We start from the raw sequence: 17,353 nt of genomic DNA, 5'->3' as shown, positions 1-17,353 counted from the left end.
GATAAGCGAAGCGCCATCAGGCTGTTCGTCAGCCTTTGCCGGATGGCGGCTTAGGCCTTATCCGGCCTACAACCGATCTGCAAAAGGGGAATCCCGGTTCCCCTTTCTATCCCCCTTTTCGTTGCTGTTTTTTGAGCGGAATCGCGTTAGCATGAGGACGGACTCATTTAATCCGGGGAACTCATGGCTATCAAACTCATTGCTATCGATATGGATGGCACCCTTTTGCTGCCCGATCACACCATTTCACCTGCGGTAAAAACGGCGATTGCCGCCGCGCGCGCCCGTGGCGTTAACGTGGTGCTGACCACTGGCCGTCCGTATGCGGGTGTCCATAGCTATCTGAAAGAGCTTCACATGGAACAACCCGGCGACTACTGCATCACCTACAATGGCGCGCTGGTGCAGAAAGCGGGCGATGGCAGTACCGTTGCGCAAACGGCGCTGAGCTATGACGATTACCGCTTTCTGGAGAAGTTGTCCCGCGAAGTCGGCTCACATTTCCACGCGCTGGATCGCAACACGCTGTACACCGCAAACCGTGATATCAGCTACTACACCGTACATGAATCCTATGTCGCCACCATTCCGCTGGTGTTCTGTGAAGCGGAGAAAATGGACCCGGCAACGCAGTTCCTGAAAGTGATGATGATTGATGAACCCGTCATCCTTGATCAGGCCATTGCGCGTATTCCGGCGGAAGTAAAAGAGAAATATACCGTGCTAAAAAGTGCGCCGTACTTCCTCGAAATCCTGGATAAACGCGTCAATAAAGGCACTGGCGTGAAGTCGCTGGCCGATGCGCTGGGGATCAAGCCGGAAGAAATCATGGCGATTGGCGATCAGGAAAACGACATCGCGATGATCGAATATGCAGGCATGGGTGTGGCGATGGACAACGCGATTCCGTCGGTGAAAGAGGTGGCTAATTTTGTCACCAAATCCAACCTGGAAGACGGTGTGGCATACGCAATTGAGAAATTTGTGCTGAATTAAGTGGCTGGCCTGGATTAAGAGAAACCGCCATCCGGGAACCCACTGACGCGGCGGACTACAGTACTTCGCTGGTTTGCCGTTCCCCCGGCCAGTTTGACGGGGGAACGGTCCGATCACGACTTATTCAAATCAATGCTCAGAATGCGTTCTTTAGCCCCTTCTACAAACACATCTGGATCCCAGTCGCGGTTAAAGCCTTCTTTGATGCCAATGTAAAGGGTATCCATGTCGTCCGATAACACCATCTGGTTTGGGTAGACCGGCATGTTAAATTCACGGGTGATGCTGTATTTGGTGGCATCCACTACGCTGATGGTGCCGCTGGTGAAGTTGGTGACATACAGTTCGTTATATTTCGGATTGTATTTCACCGCGTTAGCTCCGGCTCCTGTGTGCACATAGCCAAGCTGTTTACCGTCGCGTAAGTCAAAAATATAGAGTCCATCTTTTGTACCGGAGCGATCGTCATGGTCGAATACCACCACAAAGGCACGGTCAGAAGCGGAGTCCACCGCCAGATTCTGCACACTTGTGATTTGTGGTCTCGGATCTTTCAACGGGATGGTACGCAGCAGCGTCTGATTTTTCGCATCAATTTCGTTGATGTAATCTCTTCCGCCAACGTAGATTTTCTGTGTTTTTTCATCCATCGTCAGACCATACGCTGTACCTTTGTAAGCATCCTTAACCTCGCCTTTTAAGGCAAGCGTCGTCCCGTCGAGCATTAACAGCTTATGCAGAGGCTTCATGCCCTCGGCCGTTTTCAGCATATTGCTATAACTCACAAACAGGGTATCGGAATCCTGGCTGTAAACCATATGGCGCAAATGCTCAAAACGCGAATCTGCAGCGTTTGCCGCTTTAAAACTTAACCTGTCGCTGGTTCTTACCAGTTTGCCGGTTGAGGTGTCAAACATACTGATACGCAGGGACGCTGACTGGGTGTGTCCGATATAGAGCTGATGTTTATCCTGATTTATCGCCAGCGAAAATGCCCGGTATGGCATCGTGTATTTATTTTCGACTTTCAGCGAATCTGAATTAAACGAATACAGATAGCCTTTATTGGCTTCACGATTTACACGATCGGTGACTGCTGCAAACACCTTTTTACTGGCATTATCAAAAGCCAGTTCATAGACGCCTTCGTCAGGGGACTGAAGGTAATTCGTTTTTAGGGCAAATCGCGAAAGTTCGCGTTCAGGTGGATCGATAGCCATGGCCATCGTGGGTAAAAATAGTGAAATTAACAGGTATAGCGGTGCTTTGGATAAAGTGAAAATATTCATTTTTCGTTCCTGCAATAAAATTGACATAAGAGAGAAAACGTACTGTCTGAACCTGGCGGAAATTGTTATCAGAAACGAATGTCCCCGCCAAATATCCATGTTCTGCCACGCGCGGAATTGGCCGGGTGGGTCTCGTCACCAAGACCCGGCATCATGTTGAGCTTATTCAGCGCCTCCGAATAATCTCTGTTCATCAGGTTTTGTACCGAAAGTTTCAGTGTCAGGTTGCGGTTGTACTCGTAAGTACCATAGAGATCTATAATTGTTGGGATCTGCGGCAAATCCTGTTTGATTATTGCGCCGGTATGTTCGTCCTGCTCAAAATCAGGCGACAGGCGACGAGCCTTGCCTGTGTATTTTATGATAGTGCCCAGGGTCAACGCGTTATCGAAGAAGCGAACACCGGTATCCAGCGTCATGTATTTTCTGGGCAGTTCGGTCATATCCCCTGCGCCAAAGTAGGTGCTGGCGATGGAGGTTGGCTGGTCTGTTTGCTGCTGGCTGAAAGAGAGTCGACCAAAGGCAAAACCTGCATCATAATCCATCTCCAGTTCGAAGCCCTTTGCGATAACGTCGCTTGCCGAGTTAACGTAGATGTACATATTGTCGCTGTATTCATCGCTCATGCCCTCCCAGTCATTGCCAATCACCTCAGCCATACTGCATTTACGACCTCCAGAACAAACCAGATAAGACTCGCTGTAGATGTAGTTCTGGATCCTGCTGCGGTACGCCAGAGCCTTAAAGCGCAGGGCATCCTGTTCGACCAGTAAATCTCTGGTATCAATGTTAAAACCCGCCTGCCAGGTTTCTGCACGTTCAGGCTTCAGGAATGGGTTCATGGATGCGCCTCCTGAATTAGAGAAGAACATCTCCTGGATGTTCGGGGCGCGCATGGATTTGCTGTAGCCAATGAACGGCTGAAGCCATGGTGTTACCTGAGCAGAAAGCTGAACTGAAGGGTTGAAGCCACCCTCCTTATCGTCAATATCGTAGCTACCCTGTGGCACGCAGATAACGCGTGAATCGCAGGCGGGCTTGTACCCTGTGATCCTGTTACGTGTGTAGTTGAGATTGAAATCTGCCTCCCAGATGCCGCGCGTAACCTTCAGCCCGGTATACAGCGCTGAAATATCCTGCTGGCCGGAGGGTGCGAACGGATTGTTCTCGATCGATTCCTGATTCGCTTGCGGGTCGCCCGCCGCTGAGTGAATGGTCCGGTCATAGCGGGTACGCATCAGTTTGCTGCCCAGCATAAACTCCAGGTCATTGTCCGCGACAGTGAACCGGCTGGTATTGTTGATATCCAGCGCGTCAGAACGATTTTGCGCTGAGGTTTTGTAGAAAGTATACAGCGAGCCATCACGATACTTTTGATTACCGCGGCTGGTACTGGCCGTTACGTTAAAGTCAATTAATTCAGAAAAAGGGGTGTAATGATATTTAATGTAATAGTCGTCACTGGTTATATCACGACGTGTAAATTTATTTTCATAGGTTCGAGCGGAAAGTTCGAAGCTGTTAAATTCGTCTGGTCTGATATCCATTTTATACAGTTGGGATTTGGGGTTCTGCTTCATATATTTATCATAACCAAACTCTTTGCTGTTAATTCCAGAGCCATTTGAGAAATTAGAGTAAACAGAACTGCCGCTCACAGCGGCCATAACGCCAACGCTGCCTGTATCCGTAAAAGCGTCGGTTTTTCCACCGACGGCGATCATTCCGCTGCGCCCAAGCCCATTGCTGCCGACTGAGAAACGTGAACGAAGGCCATATGTATTACCGTTAAATATCACATCGTCAACGCCAATAGTACGCATGTTTGCACTACCGGCCAGGGCGTTGACTCCTGCCGGGCCACTGCTGTCGCCGCGCGTAACATCAACTGCTACCAGAAAATTAGGGTCGATAAGTACGCCAGCCATATTGTTGGTTGAGCCATGTGCAGTGGTACCGGAGGTTGAGGAGCCGTAAAAACTTTGGGTGATACCGTCCACCATAGTGTTTACGCGGCCAAATCCGCTCATGCCGCGAATATTCACACTTACTGCTCCCTGGCCTGGATCGATTTGGGTATAAGTACCGGGCATGCTGCGCAGCGTTGCGTCGAGTGATTGCAGGTTTTTGTCCGTTGTCCGGGAACTGGTCGCGCCTGTTTTCTCAAGAGCTTCCTGCTCACTGGTCGTCTTCCCGATAGAAACGTTGAGCGGGCTGAATTCTGCCGCTCCTTTTTTATCGGTACCTGTTTTTTCACTGATGGATTGTGCGTAAGCACCGCAGCTGAGCAATAATATGCCTGAGCCGATGGCCAGTTTAATAACGTTCATACATATCCTTAGAAGTATCGTAATAAATAAAAGATCCAGATCTTTGTTTATTTTTTTTAATAAAACTTCTCTGACGTTTTCTTGATTTTTTCGACAGCAGTGAAGTCTGATAAAATGTTCAGCATAAAAATGAATATCAAATTTCAGTTAAACGAACCAGAGTCGCTAATTTTCCCTTAACTCCGTCAGATCAAAGGTAATCGGCATTTTTACTTTAAAGAAGCCTCCCTCTAATATTTCAGCTGGTGGTCTGGGAAGTGGTTGAGCGCGTTCTAAAACGGCAACAGCTTCGCGATCAAGAGAGAGGGTTCCCGAAGACGTTGCCAGAGAATTACTGACAACGGTGCCTTGTGCGTTAACGGTAAAAGTCACTACGGCTGTGCCGGTTCGTGCGCGTTTTCTGGCATCGCCTGGGTAACGTTTATAACGGTTAAGGTGGCCTTTCACTCTGCTTTCCCAGGATGCCCCGGAATTGTCTCGCTTTGCTGAGTCGCTGTTGAAAGGCGCAGCAATACGGGATGATTCGATCGGGGCCTGAGGCGCGGCATTACTGGAAACGGCTGCGTGGCTGCTGTCGCTGGTTTGATCCTTTATCTTACGTGGCGGACGTGGCTTTTTCTTTTCCCCGTCGGATGCCTTTTTCTTCCTGGTTATTTCAATGGTCGCATCCCTGTCTTCAGTGACAGGACGCTGCTGCCTGTCCTCAGCCTGCTGCTTTTCTTCTGCCGCTGCGGATTCCTGCTGAGCGATTCCCACCGGAAGCGGAAGAGGAGAAGAAGGAGCCTCTATATTATCGGCCCATTGCAGCATTATCGCCGGGGCAGGAGGCGTGGCGGGCTGTACGTCGGAAAACCGCCAGACAAACGCAAGGAAAAGCAGTCCATGAAGCAGCAGTGAACAGATAAACCAGCCGCTCCATTTTGCCGGTCGTGGAAGGTAGAGAATATTCATCATCCATGGTTTACCGTTTTGCAGTGTCTGGCGTCACGAACCACACGTAGTCAGCATGATCTACGGTGATGTTCATCCCTTTTTCTGCGAGCATCAACACCACAGGCTGGGTGGCGGGGGCGAGATCTTCTATGTGTAACGGTACGCCGATACTTTTTGACGCGTGATAACCTCCTGCAATCAACAACGACGGAGCCGGGGCATCCAGAAGCTGGCGGGCCATGTAGCGATCCCGCTGTTGCTGAACAGAGAGCATTGACGCCAGTTGCTGGCCTTCAATGTTGCCTTCATGCATGGCTATGATGGTTTCGCGCAGAGCTTCTTGTACCGCAGGTGCTGTGGATTTTTTCCCTTCAGGAAATTCGTTTTTTTTGTACAGCGCCATTACCCGATCCCGGTCAATGTTGGCATTGAGCAGAGGGTAAGGCGCACGTAATGCCTGCATGACTATGTCGCCATACATCTCCCAGGGCCACCCTTTTTGCCAGTTAAGCAGTTCCTGAATACGGCCATCCCGGACCACGGGATCATCTTTCAGCCAGCGTTTAACCTGGTTAACGCGGGGCTGCTGGTCTGCCGTCAGCATCTCAAGCAGCACACTCCCCTGTGGTCGCCGGGTGGGCAGGTTTTGAATAAGCCAGAGCTCAATCTGATGATGTCCGGCATTATCGTGTTTTTCGCCAATAATAAGCTGCCGGGCAACGGCAAGCTCAGCCAAAAGCTCTTGTTTGGTAATGGTTTTATTGCTTTTTAAATCAACTATTTTCCCGTCAGAAACGCGGGCTGTTTGTAATGGTTTATTCTGGTTTATTGATGCAGGCTGGCTACAGGAGCTCAGGCTCAGACTGGCTAACGCTATCAAAGAAGTCAGGATTATTTTTTTTCGCATATCTCTGCCTGGAAGAGGCCTTCACTGGCCATTTTATTGATGCAGACTGGTTTATAACAGGCAGGTATGTTAACAAACCATAATCGCGAATGAAACTCATTATCACCTATATTATCATTAGCAGCATCCTGAATTCACTTTTTGTTGCCAACATTTTAGTTAAATATCGCAATAACATGACTGTTAGTAAGTTAATATTCTGAGTTTTTAAAAGCGGTAGCTACCCTCCCCAAATGGAGCTCTCTTATATCCTGCTGGTCGGCGACGTTAAACGGGTAGGCTAATTTCTTCCAATGCTATACCCTGATGCGAAAACCGCGCATCAGGGTATCTCCATGAAACAAATCACTTTCGCTTCGCGTCATCATCAGCTTACGAATACCAACACCTGGACGGCGGACAGCCAGTGGCTGGTTTTTGATGTGCGTCCGTCAGGCGCCTCGTTTACCGGTGAGACGATTGAGCGCGTCAACGTACGGACTGGCGAGATTGAGGTCATTTATCGCGCTACGCAGGGCGCGCACGTTGGCGTGGTGACCGTTCATCCACAAGACGATCGCTATGTGTTCATTCATGGCCCGGAGAACCCGGACGAGACGTGGCATTATGATTTCCACCATCGTCGCGGCGTGATAGCGGCGCAAAACCGCGTGACGAATCTGGATGCAATGGACATCACCGTGCCGTATACGCCCGGCGCGCTGCGCGGCGGCAGCCATGTGCATGTGTTCAGTCCGAACGGCGAGCGTGTCAGCTTCACCTATAACGACCATGTACTGCATGAGCGCGATCCGGCGCTGGACTTGCGCAACGTCGGCGTTGCGGTGCCGTATGGCCCGGTTACGGTGGCGGTTCAGCATCCTCGGGAGTACAGCGGCAGCCACTGGTGCGTGTTAGTGAGCCAGACCACGCCGGCGCCACGGCCGGGCAGCGATGACATTAACCGCGCCTACGAAGAGGGGTGGGTGGGCGATCATGCGCTGGCGTTTATTGGCGATACCTTGTCGGCGAAGGGTGAAAAAGTGCCGGAGCTGTTTCTGGTGGCGTTGCCGCAGGATGAAAAAGGCTGGAAACAGGCAGGCGATATGCCGCTGACCGGAACAGAATCAACGCTGCCAGCGCCGCCTGCGGGCGTTGTTCAGCGCCGTCTGACCTTTACGCATGATCGCGCTTTCCCTGGGCTGGTAAACGTTCCGCGCCATTGGGTGCGGAGTAACCCGCAAGCCACGGACATTGCGTTTTTGATGCGCGATGATCGCGGTATTGTTCAGCTCTGGCTGATCCCGGCGCAGGGGGGAGAGCCGCGCCAGCTTACGCATAACGCGACCGATATTCAGTCAGCGTTCAACTGGCACCCGTCAGGCCAGTGGTTGGGGTTTGTGCTGGAAAACCGCATTGCCTGCTGCGACGCGCAGAGCGGGGCAATCGCCTTTTTAACGGAGAGTCATGACAGCCCGCCTTCCGCGGACGCCGTTGTTTTTTCGCCGGATGGGGCGTTAATCGCGTGGATGGAAGAGGTTGACGGTTTCCGCCAGCTTTGGGTGACGGAAACCGAACGATAAATCAGTGAGCGGGCATTCTTGCCGGGGGGATAACGGCGTTGGTCATCTTTGTTTTCTCCTCGCTCTTTTCCACTCGCGACTTCACTGAGCTGTCTGTGCGGAAGAAGTCCCACGGCAAGAGTATCGTATCCATGACGGCGGTAAAGGGCATATCCAGGATTGCCAGCGATTTGGTGCCCCAGTTTGTATCACTGCTGCCGATCATTTCGGCGCTGGCGCGTGTGCCGGGGTAGGTCCCCTCTTTGCCGCCGGTATGTGACATTACGCTGGAGCAGCCACCCAGTAAAACCAATCCACTGCACATCATCAGCGTTAACAACACATTTTTTATCATGATTTATTCATCTGTTGATTATCGATGTTTGCATGATGAGTTATAGCGATCCGTCGCGAAAAATAACATCACCATCACGTCGCACTGTGGCGCTTATCGCACTTTAACAATGTGTGCTGTTCACCCAGTCTATGCGATAGACAACAAACTGCAAAAAAAGTCCCCTGCAAGCGCTTGAAAAGTTCATTTCCAGACCCATTTTTAGGGTGTAGACAAATAAAGAGCACGCCTGATGGGTGTTCTGGCTACCTGACCTGTCCATGATGGAAGGTCCACTATTCTCGCTGATTTCAGGAGCTATTCATTATGCGTAACTTTGACTTATCCCCGCTGTACCGTTCTGCCATTGGTTTTGATCGTCTGTTTAACCTTTTAGAAAACAACCAGAGCCAGAGTAATGGCGGTTATCCTCCGTATAACGTCGAACTGGTGGATGAAAACCATTACCGCATTGCGATTGCCGTTGCAGGCTTTGCGGAAAGCGAACTGGAAATTACCGCTCAGGATAATCTGCTGGTGGTAAAAGGCGCTCACGCGGATGAGCAAAAAGAACGTACCTATCTCTACCAGGGCATCGCAGAGCGTAACTTTGAACGCAAATTCCAGTTAGCAGAGAACATTCATGTTCGCGGCGCTAACCTGGTGAACGGTCTGCTGTATATCGACCTGGAGCGCGTGATTCCAGAAGCGAACAAACCGCGCCGTATCGAAATTAACTGATTCAGTCAGGTCGCCGTCGGCGGCCTGTTATCCCCGTGCTCGCCGTCAGGGAGCATATGCGAATCTGAGGATTCGCTGGCAATAATATACCCTAAATAATTTGCGTCGCAGGAAGGCGGCAAGCAAGCAAATCCCCGGGAGCGTACAAAAGTACGTGACTGGGGTGAGCGAGCGCAGACAACGCATCTGCGGCGTGAAGTATGACGGGTATTTACTCGCTTCTTAGAAGGAGATTATTATTATGCGTAATTACGATTTATCCCCACTGCTGCGTCAATGGATCGGTTTTGACAAACTGGCCAACGCCCTGCAAAACACCGGTGAAAGCCAGAGCTTCCCGCCCTATAACATTGAAAAAAGCGATGACAACCACTACCGCATTACCCTCGCGTTAGCCGGTTTCCGTCAGGAAGATCTGGATATTCAGCTGGAAGGCACGCGCCTGACCGTAAAAGGCACGCCAGCGCAGCCGGAAAAAGAAACCAAATGGTTGCATCAGGGGCTGGTGACACAGCCATTCAGTCTGAGTTTTACTCTGGCAGAAAATATGGAGGTCAGCGGCGCGACCTTCACCAATGGGTTATTGCACATTGATTTAACCCGCAACGAGCCGGAAACCATCGCTCCGCAGCGTATCGCCATTAGCGAACGTCCCGCGTTAAATAGCTAATCCAGGACTACCTGTAGGCCGGATAAGGCGTAGCCGCCATCCGGCAAATCGCCCCGCCAGCAATGACGGGGCATTTTTGTGCGTGAAAGCACACTAAATCACGTTGTTGTAATAGATGTTTCACTGTAAAAATATCCAGTACAAAAGCTCTTTAACGAAGGAATGTTTTTATGAGTGAGCATCAACCATTTGAAGTAATGAAACAGCTTGATGATCAGGGTACTGAGTTTTGGTCAGCGCGCGCACTGGCTAAGGCTCTTGAATATTCAGAGTATCGGCATTTTGTACCCGTGCTGAAAAAAGCTGTGGAATCATGCCGTACCAGCGGCCAGTTAGCCTGCGACCATTTCGAGGAGATCCTCGCTATGGTACGGATTGGTTCCGGTGCGTGTCGGGAACTGAAAGATATGAAGTTATCCCGCTACGCCTGCTATCTGGTCGTTCAGAATGGGGACCCTTCAAAACCCGTCATTGCGGCAGGGCAAACGTACTTTGCCATTCAAACCCGACGCCAGGAATTGGCCGATGATGCCGCTTTTAAGTCCTTGCGCGAAGATGAAAAGCGCCTGTTTTTACGCAATGAACTGAAAGAACATAATAAGCATCTGGTTGAAACTGCTCAGCAGGCTGGTGTCGAGACCACTTTTGACTTTGCTATCTTCCAGAACCATGGCTACAAGGGGCTGTATGGTGGTTTGGATCAGCGAGCCATCCATGAACGTAAGGGATTGAAGAAAAACCAAAAAATACTCGACCATATGGGTTCAACTGAACTGGCGGCGAACCTTTTTCGGGCGACTCAAACGGAAGAAAAGCTGCGTAGGGATTCTGTTAATACGAAGCAGCAGGCCAACCAAACGCATTACAATGTCGGGCGTAAAGTCCGCCAGACCATCGAGGATCTGGGGGGAACAATGCCTGAAGCGCTGCCTTTACCAGAAAAAAGCATTCAGCAACTTCAGATTTCTATTAAGAAAAAGACCTGAAACGCCCTTGCAGCGGGCATCTCAGGGGCGTTGTAACGTGATAATGTGCGCCATGCTGCATATATGCCTGAACGGTTCAGTCATAATCCACGTAAATTGAAATGTTATTCACAGGGAAAAGAAGATGAGTGATATAGCATTGACGGTCAGCGTTCTGGCGTTGGTGGCGGTTGTCGGGTTGTGGATCGGCAATATCAAGGTGCGGGGTGTCGGTTTTGGCATTGGCGGCGTACTGTTCGGCGGGATTATCGTCGGCCACTTTGTCGATCAGGCCGGGATGACGCTGAGCAGTGACATGCTGCACTTTATCCAGGAATTCGGCCTGATACTCTTCGTTTACACCATTGGTATTCAGGTGGGGCCGGGGTTCTTTGCCTCTCTGCGCGTCTCAGGGCTGCGCCTTAATCTCTTTGCCATCCTGATTGTCATTATCGGTGGGCTGGTTACCGCCATTCTGCATAAAATCTTCGCTATCCCGCTACCGGTGGTGCTGGGGATTTTCTCCGGCGCGGTCACCAATACGCCAGCGCTGGGGGCCGGGCAGCAAATTCTGCGCGATCTGGGAACGCCAATGGAAGCGGTAGATCAGATGGGGATGAGCTATGCGATGGCCTATCCTTTCGGGATTTGCGGTATTTTGCTCACCATGTGGCTGATGCGGATGATTTTTCGCGTCAACGTGGAGGCGGAAGCGAAGCAGCATGAAGACACGCTTAGCAATGGACACTCGTTAATCCAGACCATGAATATCCGTGTTGAGAACCCGAATCTCAACAATATGGCGATCCAGGATGTGCCCATCCTGAACAGCGATAAAATCATCTGTTCGCGTCTGAAACGCGACGAGACGCTGATGGTGCCTTCACCGGGAACGATCATCCAGTCGGGCGACCTGCTGCATCTGGTGGGACAGCCCGCCGATCTGCATAACGCGCAGTTGGTCATTGGTCAGGAGGTGGACACCTCGCTCTCAACGCGAGGGACGGATTTGCGCGTTGAACGCGTCGTGGTTACTAACGAAAAAGTGCTCGGAAAACGCATTCGCGACCTCCATTTTAAAGAGCGCTATGACGTGGTGATCTCCCGTCTGAACCGTGCGGGCGTAGAGCTGGTGGCCAGTAGCGACGCCAGCCTGCAATTCGGTGACATCCTCAATCTGGTTGGCCGTCCCTCTTCAATTGATGCGGTGGCCAATGTTGTGGGTAACGCCCAGCAAAAACTGCAACAGGTGCAGATGTTACCGGTGTTTATCGGTATTGGTCTGGGCGTGCTGTTGGGGTCGATTCCGTTGTTTGTCCCTGGATTCCCGGTAGCGTTAAAGCTGGGACTGGCGGGCGGGCCGTTGATCATGGCGCTAATTCTGGGACGTATCGGCAGCATCGGCAAGCTGTACTGGTTTATGCCGCCAAGCGCCAACCTGGCGCTGCGTGAGCTGGGGATCGTGCTGTTTCTCGCGGTGGTCGGGCTGAAATCTGGCGGTGACTTTATTGATACGTTGACTCAGGGTGATGGTCTGAGCTGGATTGGTTACGGCATCTTTATTACTGCCATTCCGCTGATTACCGTCGGTCTTCTGGCACGTATCTTTGCCAAAATGAACTACCTGACGCTATGCGGGATGCTGGCGGGGTCAATGACCGATCCGCCTGCACTGGCGTTCGCTAACAACCTGCATGCCACCAGCGGCGCGGCGGCGCTCTCCTACGCCACTGTTTATCCACTGGTAATGTTCCTGCGGATTATCACCCCACAACTGCTGGCGGTGCTTTTCTGGGGGTTAGGCTAGGTCAGGTTTGCATCCGGGTGGACGCGCCGTAAATGGTAGTCCACCTGGTATTCGCTGGCATTTCTGAACATGACCGAATAATTCAAAAACTCCCCGCTGTCGCTGTAAGAAAGTGATGTGATCCGCAGTAGCGGCGTTTGCTCGGGGACGTTCATTTGCGCGGAGAGCTGTTTATCGGCCAGTACAGGCGTCAGGCTTTCATAGTTGCCACTGATGGTGATGCCGCACTCTTTCTCAATATAATCAAATTTCGACCCTTCCAGGTGGATCAGCGAGAGGTTACGGAACAGCCTGACGGGCATATAGCTGTCTTCCAGCATCAGCGGTTTGCCATCCACATAGCGCACGCGGCGGGAAAAGTAGATACGTTCGTTGATCTGAATCCGCAACTGGCTGGCAATGGCGGGGGGCGCAGGCATCACTTCAAATACCAGCACCTGGCTGGTGACCTCTTTTCCCTGACGCCGCAGCACTTCCGCCAGTCCGGTCAGGTTGGTGGTTTCATGATGAACGTCTTTACGCGCCACGTATGTGCCGCTCCCGTGCCGCCGCACCACCAGTCCCCATCCCACCAGCATATCGACGGCTTTGCGGATGGTCATTCGTGACACAGCAAACTCTTCCGCCAGCTTTTTTTCACCAGGCAACGGGCTACCGATGTTGTAATCAGATGAGTTGAGCCGGATTCTTAGTCGTTCCGCTATCGATTTGTAGATCACTACCAGACCTCTTTTTCCCTTTAATTTCCGCGCTACGAACCTTTTGATGTCTAACTTTTATGTAAAAAGTAGACATCATTGACTGAATTAAAACCATGAATGCGATCACGAATCGAAGCGGCGCGTCATGTTCTCAGAATCGCAACTACCTATTCTCGTATCAGGCCAGCAATCACTACAAAAAAGGCCTCTCCCTACTGGTTGTTATATGAGGATGTAAAAATGCTCAGTCAAATACAACGCTTTGGCGGCGCTATGTTTACCCCGGTACTGCTGTTCCCGTTCGCCGGTATCGTCGTGGGTATCGCTATCATGCTGCGCAACCCGCTTTTTGTTGGCGAAGCGCTGACCGATCCCAACAGTTTATTTGCGCAAATCGTTCATATTATTGAAGAGGGCGGCTGGACGGTTTTCCGTAATATGCCGCTGATTTTCGCCGTCGGCTTGCCGATTGGCCTGGCTAAACAGGCGCAAGGCCGAGCTTGTCTGGCGGTGCTGGTCAGCTTCCTGACATGGAACTATTTCATTAATGCCATGGGCATGACCTGGGGTCATTTTTTCGGCGTGGACTTCAGCGTAGATCCGACGGCAGGCAGCGGTCTGACGATGATGGCCGGAATAAAAACGCTCGATACCAGCATTATCGGCGCCATTATGATTTCGGGCATCGTCACCGCGCTGCACAACCGCTATTTCGATAAGCCGTTGCCCGTGTTCCTCGGTATTTTTCAGGGCACGTCGTTTGTGGTGATTATCGCGTTCCTGGTGATGATCCCCTGCGCTTGGCTGACGCTACTCGGCTGGCCAAAAGTGCAGATGGGCATTGAATCCCTACAGGCTTTCCTGCGTTCAGCGGGCGCGCTGGGCGTGTGGGTCTACACCTTCCTCGAACGTATTCTGATCCCGACAGGGCTGCACCACTTCGTCTATGGCCCCTTCATTTTTGGCCCGGCGGCGGTAGAAGGTGGCATTCAGGTTTACTGGGCGCAACATATGCAGGCGTTCAGCCAGAGCACGGAATCGCTGAAGACGTTATTCCCGGAAGGCGGTTTTGCCCTACACGGTAACTCAAAAATCTTTGGCTCCGTCGGGATTGCGCTGGCGCTCTATTACACCGCATCGCCAGAAAACCGGGTGAAGGTCGCCGGTTTGCTGATCCCCGCCACGTTAACCGCTGTACTGGTGGGCATCACGGAACCGCTGGAATTCACTTTCCTGTTTATCTCTCCGCTGCTGTTTGCCGTACACGCGGTGATGGCGGCCTCAATGGCGACGATGATGTATATCTGCGGCGTGGTAGGAAATATGGGCGGCGGACTGCTGGATCAGTTCTTACCGCAAAACTGGATCCCGATGTTCCACAACCATGCCGGAATGATGTTTACCCAGATAGGCATCGGGCTGGCATTCACCGCCCTCTATTTTGTGGTTTTCCGCACCCTGATCCTGCGCTTCAACCTGAAAACGCCGGGTCGTGAAGAGAGTGAAGTCAGACTCTACAGCAAAGCGGATTACAAGGCTGCGCGTGGACAGACAACGGCGCCCGCGCCGGACGCAAAACTTGGGCAGGCAGCTGGGTTCCTCCAGGCGCTGGGCGGCGCGGGCAATATCGAAAGCATTAATAACTGCGCCACGCGCTTACGTATCGCGCTCCACGATATGGCGCAGACCCAGAGTGATGACGTCTTTAAAGCATTGGGCGCGCACGGCGTGGTTCGCCGTGGCAATGGCATCCAGGTGATTGTCGGCCTGCATGTGCCCCAGGTGCGTGACCAGCTTGAAACGCTAATGAAATCCCCCTTATCGACCGAACAAATCCCCATGACGGAGGCAGTATCATGAAAAAATTCTCAGTGGTTATCGCAGGCGGCGGCAGCACATTTACGCCGGGCATCGTATTGATGTTGCTGGCAAACCAGGACCGTTTTCCGCTTCGCGCGCTGAAATTCTATGACAACGACGGCGCTCGCCAGGAAGTGATTGCCGAAGCGTGCAAAATCATCCTTAAAGAGCAGGCGCCGGAGATTGAGTTTAGTTACACCACCGATCCCGAAGCAGCGTTTACCGATGTTGATTTCGTGATGGCGCATATCCGCGTGGGCAAATACCCGATGCGGGAAAAAGACGAAAAAATCCCGCTGCGCCATGGCGTATTAGGCCAGGAAACCTGTGGTCCGGGCGGGATTGCGTATGGGATGCGTTCTATTGGCGGCGTACTGGAGCTGGTGGATTACATGGAGAAATACTCCCCGAACGCGTGGATGCTGAACTACTCCAACCCGGCGGCGATAGTGGCCGAGGCGACGCGCCGTCTGCGCCCGAACGCCAAAATCCTCAATATCTGTGATATGCCGATCGGCATTGAAGGGCGGATGGCGCAGATTGTCGGCCTGCAAGATCGTAAGCAAATGCGCGTGCGTTATTACGGGCTGAACCACTTTGGCTGGTGGACGTCGATTGAGGACTTGCAGGGTAACGACCTGATGCCGAAACTGCGGGAATACGTCGCGAAACACGGTTATGTTCCGCCATCTAACGATCCGCATACTGAAGCGAGCTGGAATGATACGTTCGCCAAAGCGAAGGATGTGCAGGCGCTGGACCCGGACACCATGCCGAATACCTATCTGAAATACTATCTGTTCCCGGACTATGTGGTGCAGCACTCGAACCCGGCGCGCACGCGTGCTAATGAGGTGATGGACCACCGTGAAAAACAGGTATTTGGCTCCTGCCGCGCGATTATTGAAGCAGGCCACTCCTCCGCTGGCGAGCTGGAAATTGATGAACATGCGTCTTATATCGTCGATCTGGCAACGGCAATCGCCTTTAATACGCAGGAACGGATGCTGCTGATTGTGCCAAACAACGGGGCGATTCATAACTTTGATGATGAAGCGATGGTGGAGATCCCTTGCCTGGTGGGGCATAACGGGCCGGAACCTCTGACGGTTGGCGATATTCCGCAGTTCCAGAAAGGGCTGATGAGCCAGCAGGTGGCCGTCGAGAAACTGGTGGTCGATGCCTGGGAGCATCGCTCCTATCAGCGTCTGTGGCAGGCGATTACGCTCTCCAAAACCGTGCCGAGCGCGTCTGTCGCCAAAGCGATTCTTGATGATCTGATTGAAGCCAACAAAGAATACTGGCCTGAACTGCACTAATCTTGTTGACCGGCATCCAGCGGGTGCCGGTCAGGATGTTTCAACACCGCCGACGGCGCGTAGCCAAATTTATGCTTAAATGCTTTGCTGAAATGAAATGAGTCAAAGAAGTTGAGCATATCCGCTACCTGACCCACCGAATTCCCTTCCTGTTTTAACAGCGATAATGCCAGTTCCAGCCGGGCATCCAGATAATATTCTTTCGGTGTTTTCCCGGTATAGCGTAAAAACAGACGACGCAGCCAGGCTTCGCTACAGGGGATCGTGGCGGCCATATCCGCCACGCTCCAGCGGCGTTGCAGGCTGGCATGTAACGCTGCAATTAACTTTTCAACCTGTATGCGTTGTGGGTCTTTTTTCCCGTTTGAGTCAATAAGACAAATCCACTGATAAATAATTTTCGTGAGAAACGCGACGGCGAGATTATTTTTAATCGGTTCCGGGCGGGTAATTAATTGTGAAACTTCGGCCAGTTCCTGATTATAAACGTCACCGTTATAAATAACGCTTTGTTGTCGGATAGGAATATCCATAATACTGGTTGGGGTAAATTCCATCCAGTATTGCTCCCACAATAAACCTTCGCAATGGTAAGACTGTATATCGGTGGGTCTTAAAAAGATAATGCAGTTGCCGTTTAATGTAATTTGCTCGCCGTCTTTCAGCAGGATTTTCCCGCACCCCTGTACGGTATAGACCGCGACCCACGAATTGGCGATTAGCGGCTTTTTCTTATCTCGCGGCCATATAACACGGTAATTTTCGTCAGCGTAGGTATGCCACAGCGAGATCAATGAAATTCCGCTGGAGATCACATTTTCATTAATCAGCAGGGGAATATTGTACGTAGTTTCGTTTTTTACATGCGAACTTAGCAAGTTTCCATTCATTTTATTTTCTCGCCGGAGAATGATGCCCACAACCTGAACATAACAGAAAGTGAATGCTTCAGGGAGGCGA

The 17,353-nt window shown here is 51.6% G+C and carries 15 protein-coding genes and 1 other annotated feature; of the genes, 8 read left to right on the top strand and 7 right to left on the bottom strand.

Annotated elements, in window-relative coordinates; genetic code table 11:
• Positions 1–183: 183 nt before the first annotated feature.
• A complete protein-coding gene (yidA, locus tag OGV82_RS03585; RefSeq protein ID WP_012000803.1) occupies positions 184–996 on the top strand; it encodes a sugar-phosphatase in 813 nt (270 codons plus the stop codon).
• A 113-nt stretch (positions 997–1,109) separates the two neighbouring features.
• Here the strand turns inward: yidA and senB are convergent, their stop codons facing one another.
• From senB to OGV82_RS03565, 4 genes are all read right to left on the bottom strand, one after another.
• Positions 1,110–2,285 (bottom strand): enterotoxin production-related protein TieB, encoded by a 1,176-nt coding sequence (senB, locus tag OGV82_RS03580; RefSeq protein WP_024130080.1) that lies wholly within the window; start codon positions 2,283–2,285, stop codon positions 1,110–1,112.
• Positions 2,286–2,353: 68 nt separating this feature from the next.
• A complete protein-coding gene (locus tag OGV82_RS03575; RefSeq protein ID WP_047460110.1) occupies positions 2,354–4,615 on the bottom strand; it encodes a TonB-dependent receptor domain-containing protein in 2,262 nt (753 codons plus the stop codon).
• 165 nt (positions 4,616–4,780) lie between these two features.
• Entirely contained in the window at positions 4,781–5,569 is a 789-nt protein-coding gene (locus OGV82_RS03570; protein ID WP_047460114.1) for an energy transducer TonB family protein, read from the bottom strand.
• A gap of 7 nt (positions 5,570–5,576) precedes the next feature.
• The gene (locus OGV82_RS03565) at positions 5,577–6,455 is read right to left on the bottom strand and encodes a ChaN family lipoprotein (RefSeq protein ID WP_047460117.1); all 879 of its coding nucleotides are present in this window, start codon (positions 6,453–6,455) and stop codon (positions 5,577–5,579) included.
• Between the two features lie 335 nt (positions 6,456–6,790).
• Here OGV82_RS03565 and OGV82_RS03560 point away from each other — a divergent pair, with 335 nt between their 5' ends.
• Positions 6,791–8,017 (top strand): YidR family protein, encoded by a 1,227-nt coding sequence (locus tag OGV82_RS03560; protein ID WP_047460120.1) that lies wholly within the window; start codon positions 6,791–6,793, stop codon positions 8,015–8,017.
• A 1-nt stretch (position 8,018) separates the two neighbouring features.
• On the opposite strand, the gene OGV82_RS03555 is transcribed toward OGV82_RS03560, so the two are convergent.
• Positions 8,019–8,351, bottom strand: a complete 333-nt coding sequence (locus OGV82_RS03555) for a YceK/YidQ family lipoprotein (protein WP_012000796.1) — start codon at positions 8,349–8,351, stop codon at positions 8,019–8,021.
• Positions 8,352–8,591: 240 nt separating this feature from the next.
• Positions 8,592–8,664, top strand: a sequence feature (ROSE (Repression Of Heat Shock gene Expression) occurs in the 5'-region of heat shock genes and acts as an RNA thermometer to modulate expression.).
• Between OGV82_RS03555 and ibpA the strand changes: the two genes are divergently transcribed.
• The 4 genes from ibpA to OGV82_RS03535 all read left to right on the top strand — a co-directional run bounded on the left by ibpA (position 8,658) and on the right by OGV82_RS03535 (position 12,513).
• Positions 8,658–9,071 carry a small heat shock chaperone IbpA gene (ibpA, locus tag OGV82_RS03550; protein WP_006687722.1) on the top strand — a complete coding sequence of 138 codons (414 nt, stop codon included), beginning with the start codon at positions 8,658–8,660 and terminating at the stop codon, positions 9,069–9,071. (Overlaps the previous feature by 7 nt.)
• Positions 9,072–9,312: 241 nt before the next feature.
• Entirely contained in the window at positions 9,313–9,741 is a 429-nt protein-coding gene (ibpB, locus tag OGV82_RS03545; RefSeq protein ID WP_047460126.1) for a small heat shock chaperone IbpB, read from the top strand.
• A 170-nt stretch (positions 9,742–9,911) separates the two neighbouring features.
• Positions 9,912–10,727 carry a DNA damage-inducible protein D gene (gene dinD / locus OGV82_RS03540; protein ID WP_047460128.1) on the top strand — a complete coding sequence of 272 codons (816 nt, stop codon included), beginning with the start codon at positions 9,912–9,914 and terminating at the stop codon, positions 10,725–10,727.
• Positions 10,728–10,851: 124 nt separating this feature from the next.
• Positions 10,852–12,513, top strand: a complete 1,662-nt coding sequence (locus OGV82_RS03535) for a putative transporter (protein ID WP_101744157.1) — start codon at positions 10,852–10,854, stop codon at positions 12,511–12,513.
• On the opposite strand, the gene OGV82_RS03530 is transcribed toward OGV82_RS03535, so the two are convergent.
• The gene (locus OGV82_RS03530; RefSeq protein ID WP_012000790.1) at positions 12,510–13,232 is read right to left on the bottom strand and encodes a GntR family transcriptional regulator; all 723 of its coding nucleotides are present in this window, start codon (positions 13,230–13,232) and stop codon (positions 12,510–12,512) included. The genes OGV82_RS03535 and OGV82_RS03530 overlap by 4 nt on opposite strands.
• Positions 13,233–13,454: 222 nt before the next feature.
• Between OGV82_RS03530 and OGV82_RS03525 the strand changes: the two genes are divergently transcribed.
• Together OGV82_RS03525 and OGV82_RS03520 are read left to right on the top strand one after the other, a co-directional pair.
• The gene (locus OGV82_RS03525) at positions 13,455–15,074 is read left to right on the top strand and encodes an alpha-glucoside-specific PTS transporter subunit IIBC (protein WP_101744158.1); all 1,620 of its coding nucleotides are present in this window, start codon (positions 13,455–13,457) and stop codon (positions 15,072–15,074) included.
• The gene (locus tag OGV82_RS03520; RefSeq protein WP_047460135.1) at positions 15,071–16,393 is read left to right on the top strand and encodes a 6-phospho-alpha-glucosidase; all 1,323 of its coding nucleotides are present in this window, start codon (positions 15,071–15,073) and stop codon (positions 16,391–16,393) included. The genes OGV82_RS03525 and OGV82_RS03520 overlap by 4 nt, the downstream gene beginning before the upstream one ends.
• Here the strand turns inward: OGV82_RS03520 and OGV82_RS03515 are convergent.
• On the bottom strand, positions 16,390–17,283 hold the full coding sequence (locus OGV82_RS03515; protein ID WP_047460139.1) for a helix-turn-helix transcriptional regulator: 894 nt from the start codon (positions 17,281–17,283) through the stop codon (positions 16,390–16,392). The genes OGV82_RS03520 and OGV82_RS03515 overlap by 4 nt on opposite strands.
• Positions 17,284–17,353 lie beyond the last annotated feature (70 nt).

The organism is Citrobacter sp. CK191 (assembly GCF_030333435.1).
Taxonomy (GTDB): domain Bacteria; phylum Pseudomonadota; class Gammaproteobacteria; order Enterobacterales; family Enterobacteriaceae; genus Citrobacter_B; species Citrobacter_B koseri.
Note: the sequence above shows the minus strand (reverse complement) of the source record. Positions and strands in the feature narration are given on the sequence as shown.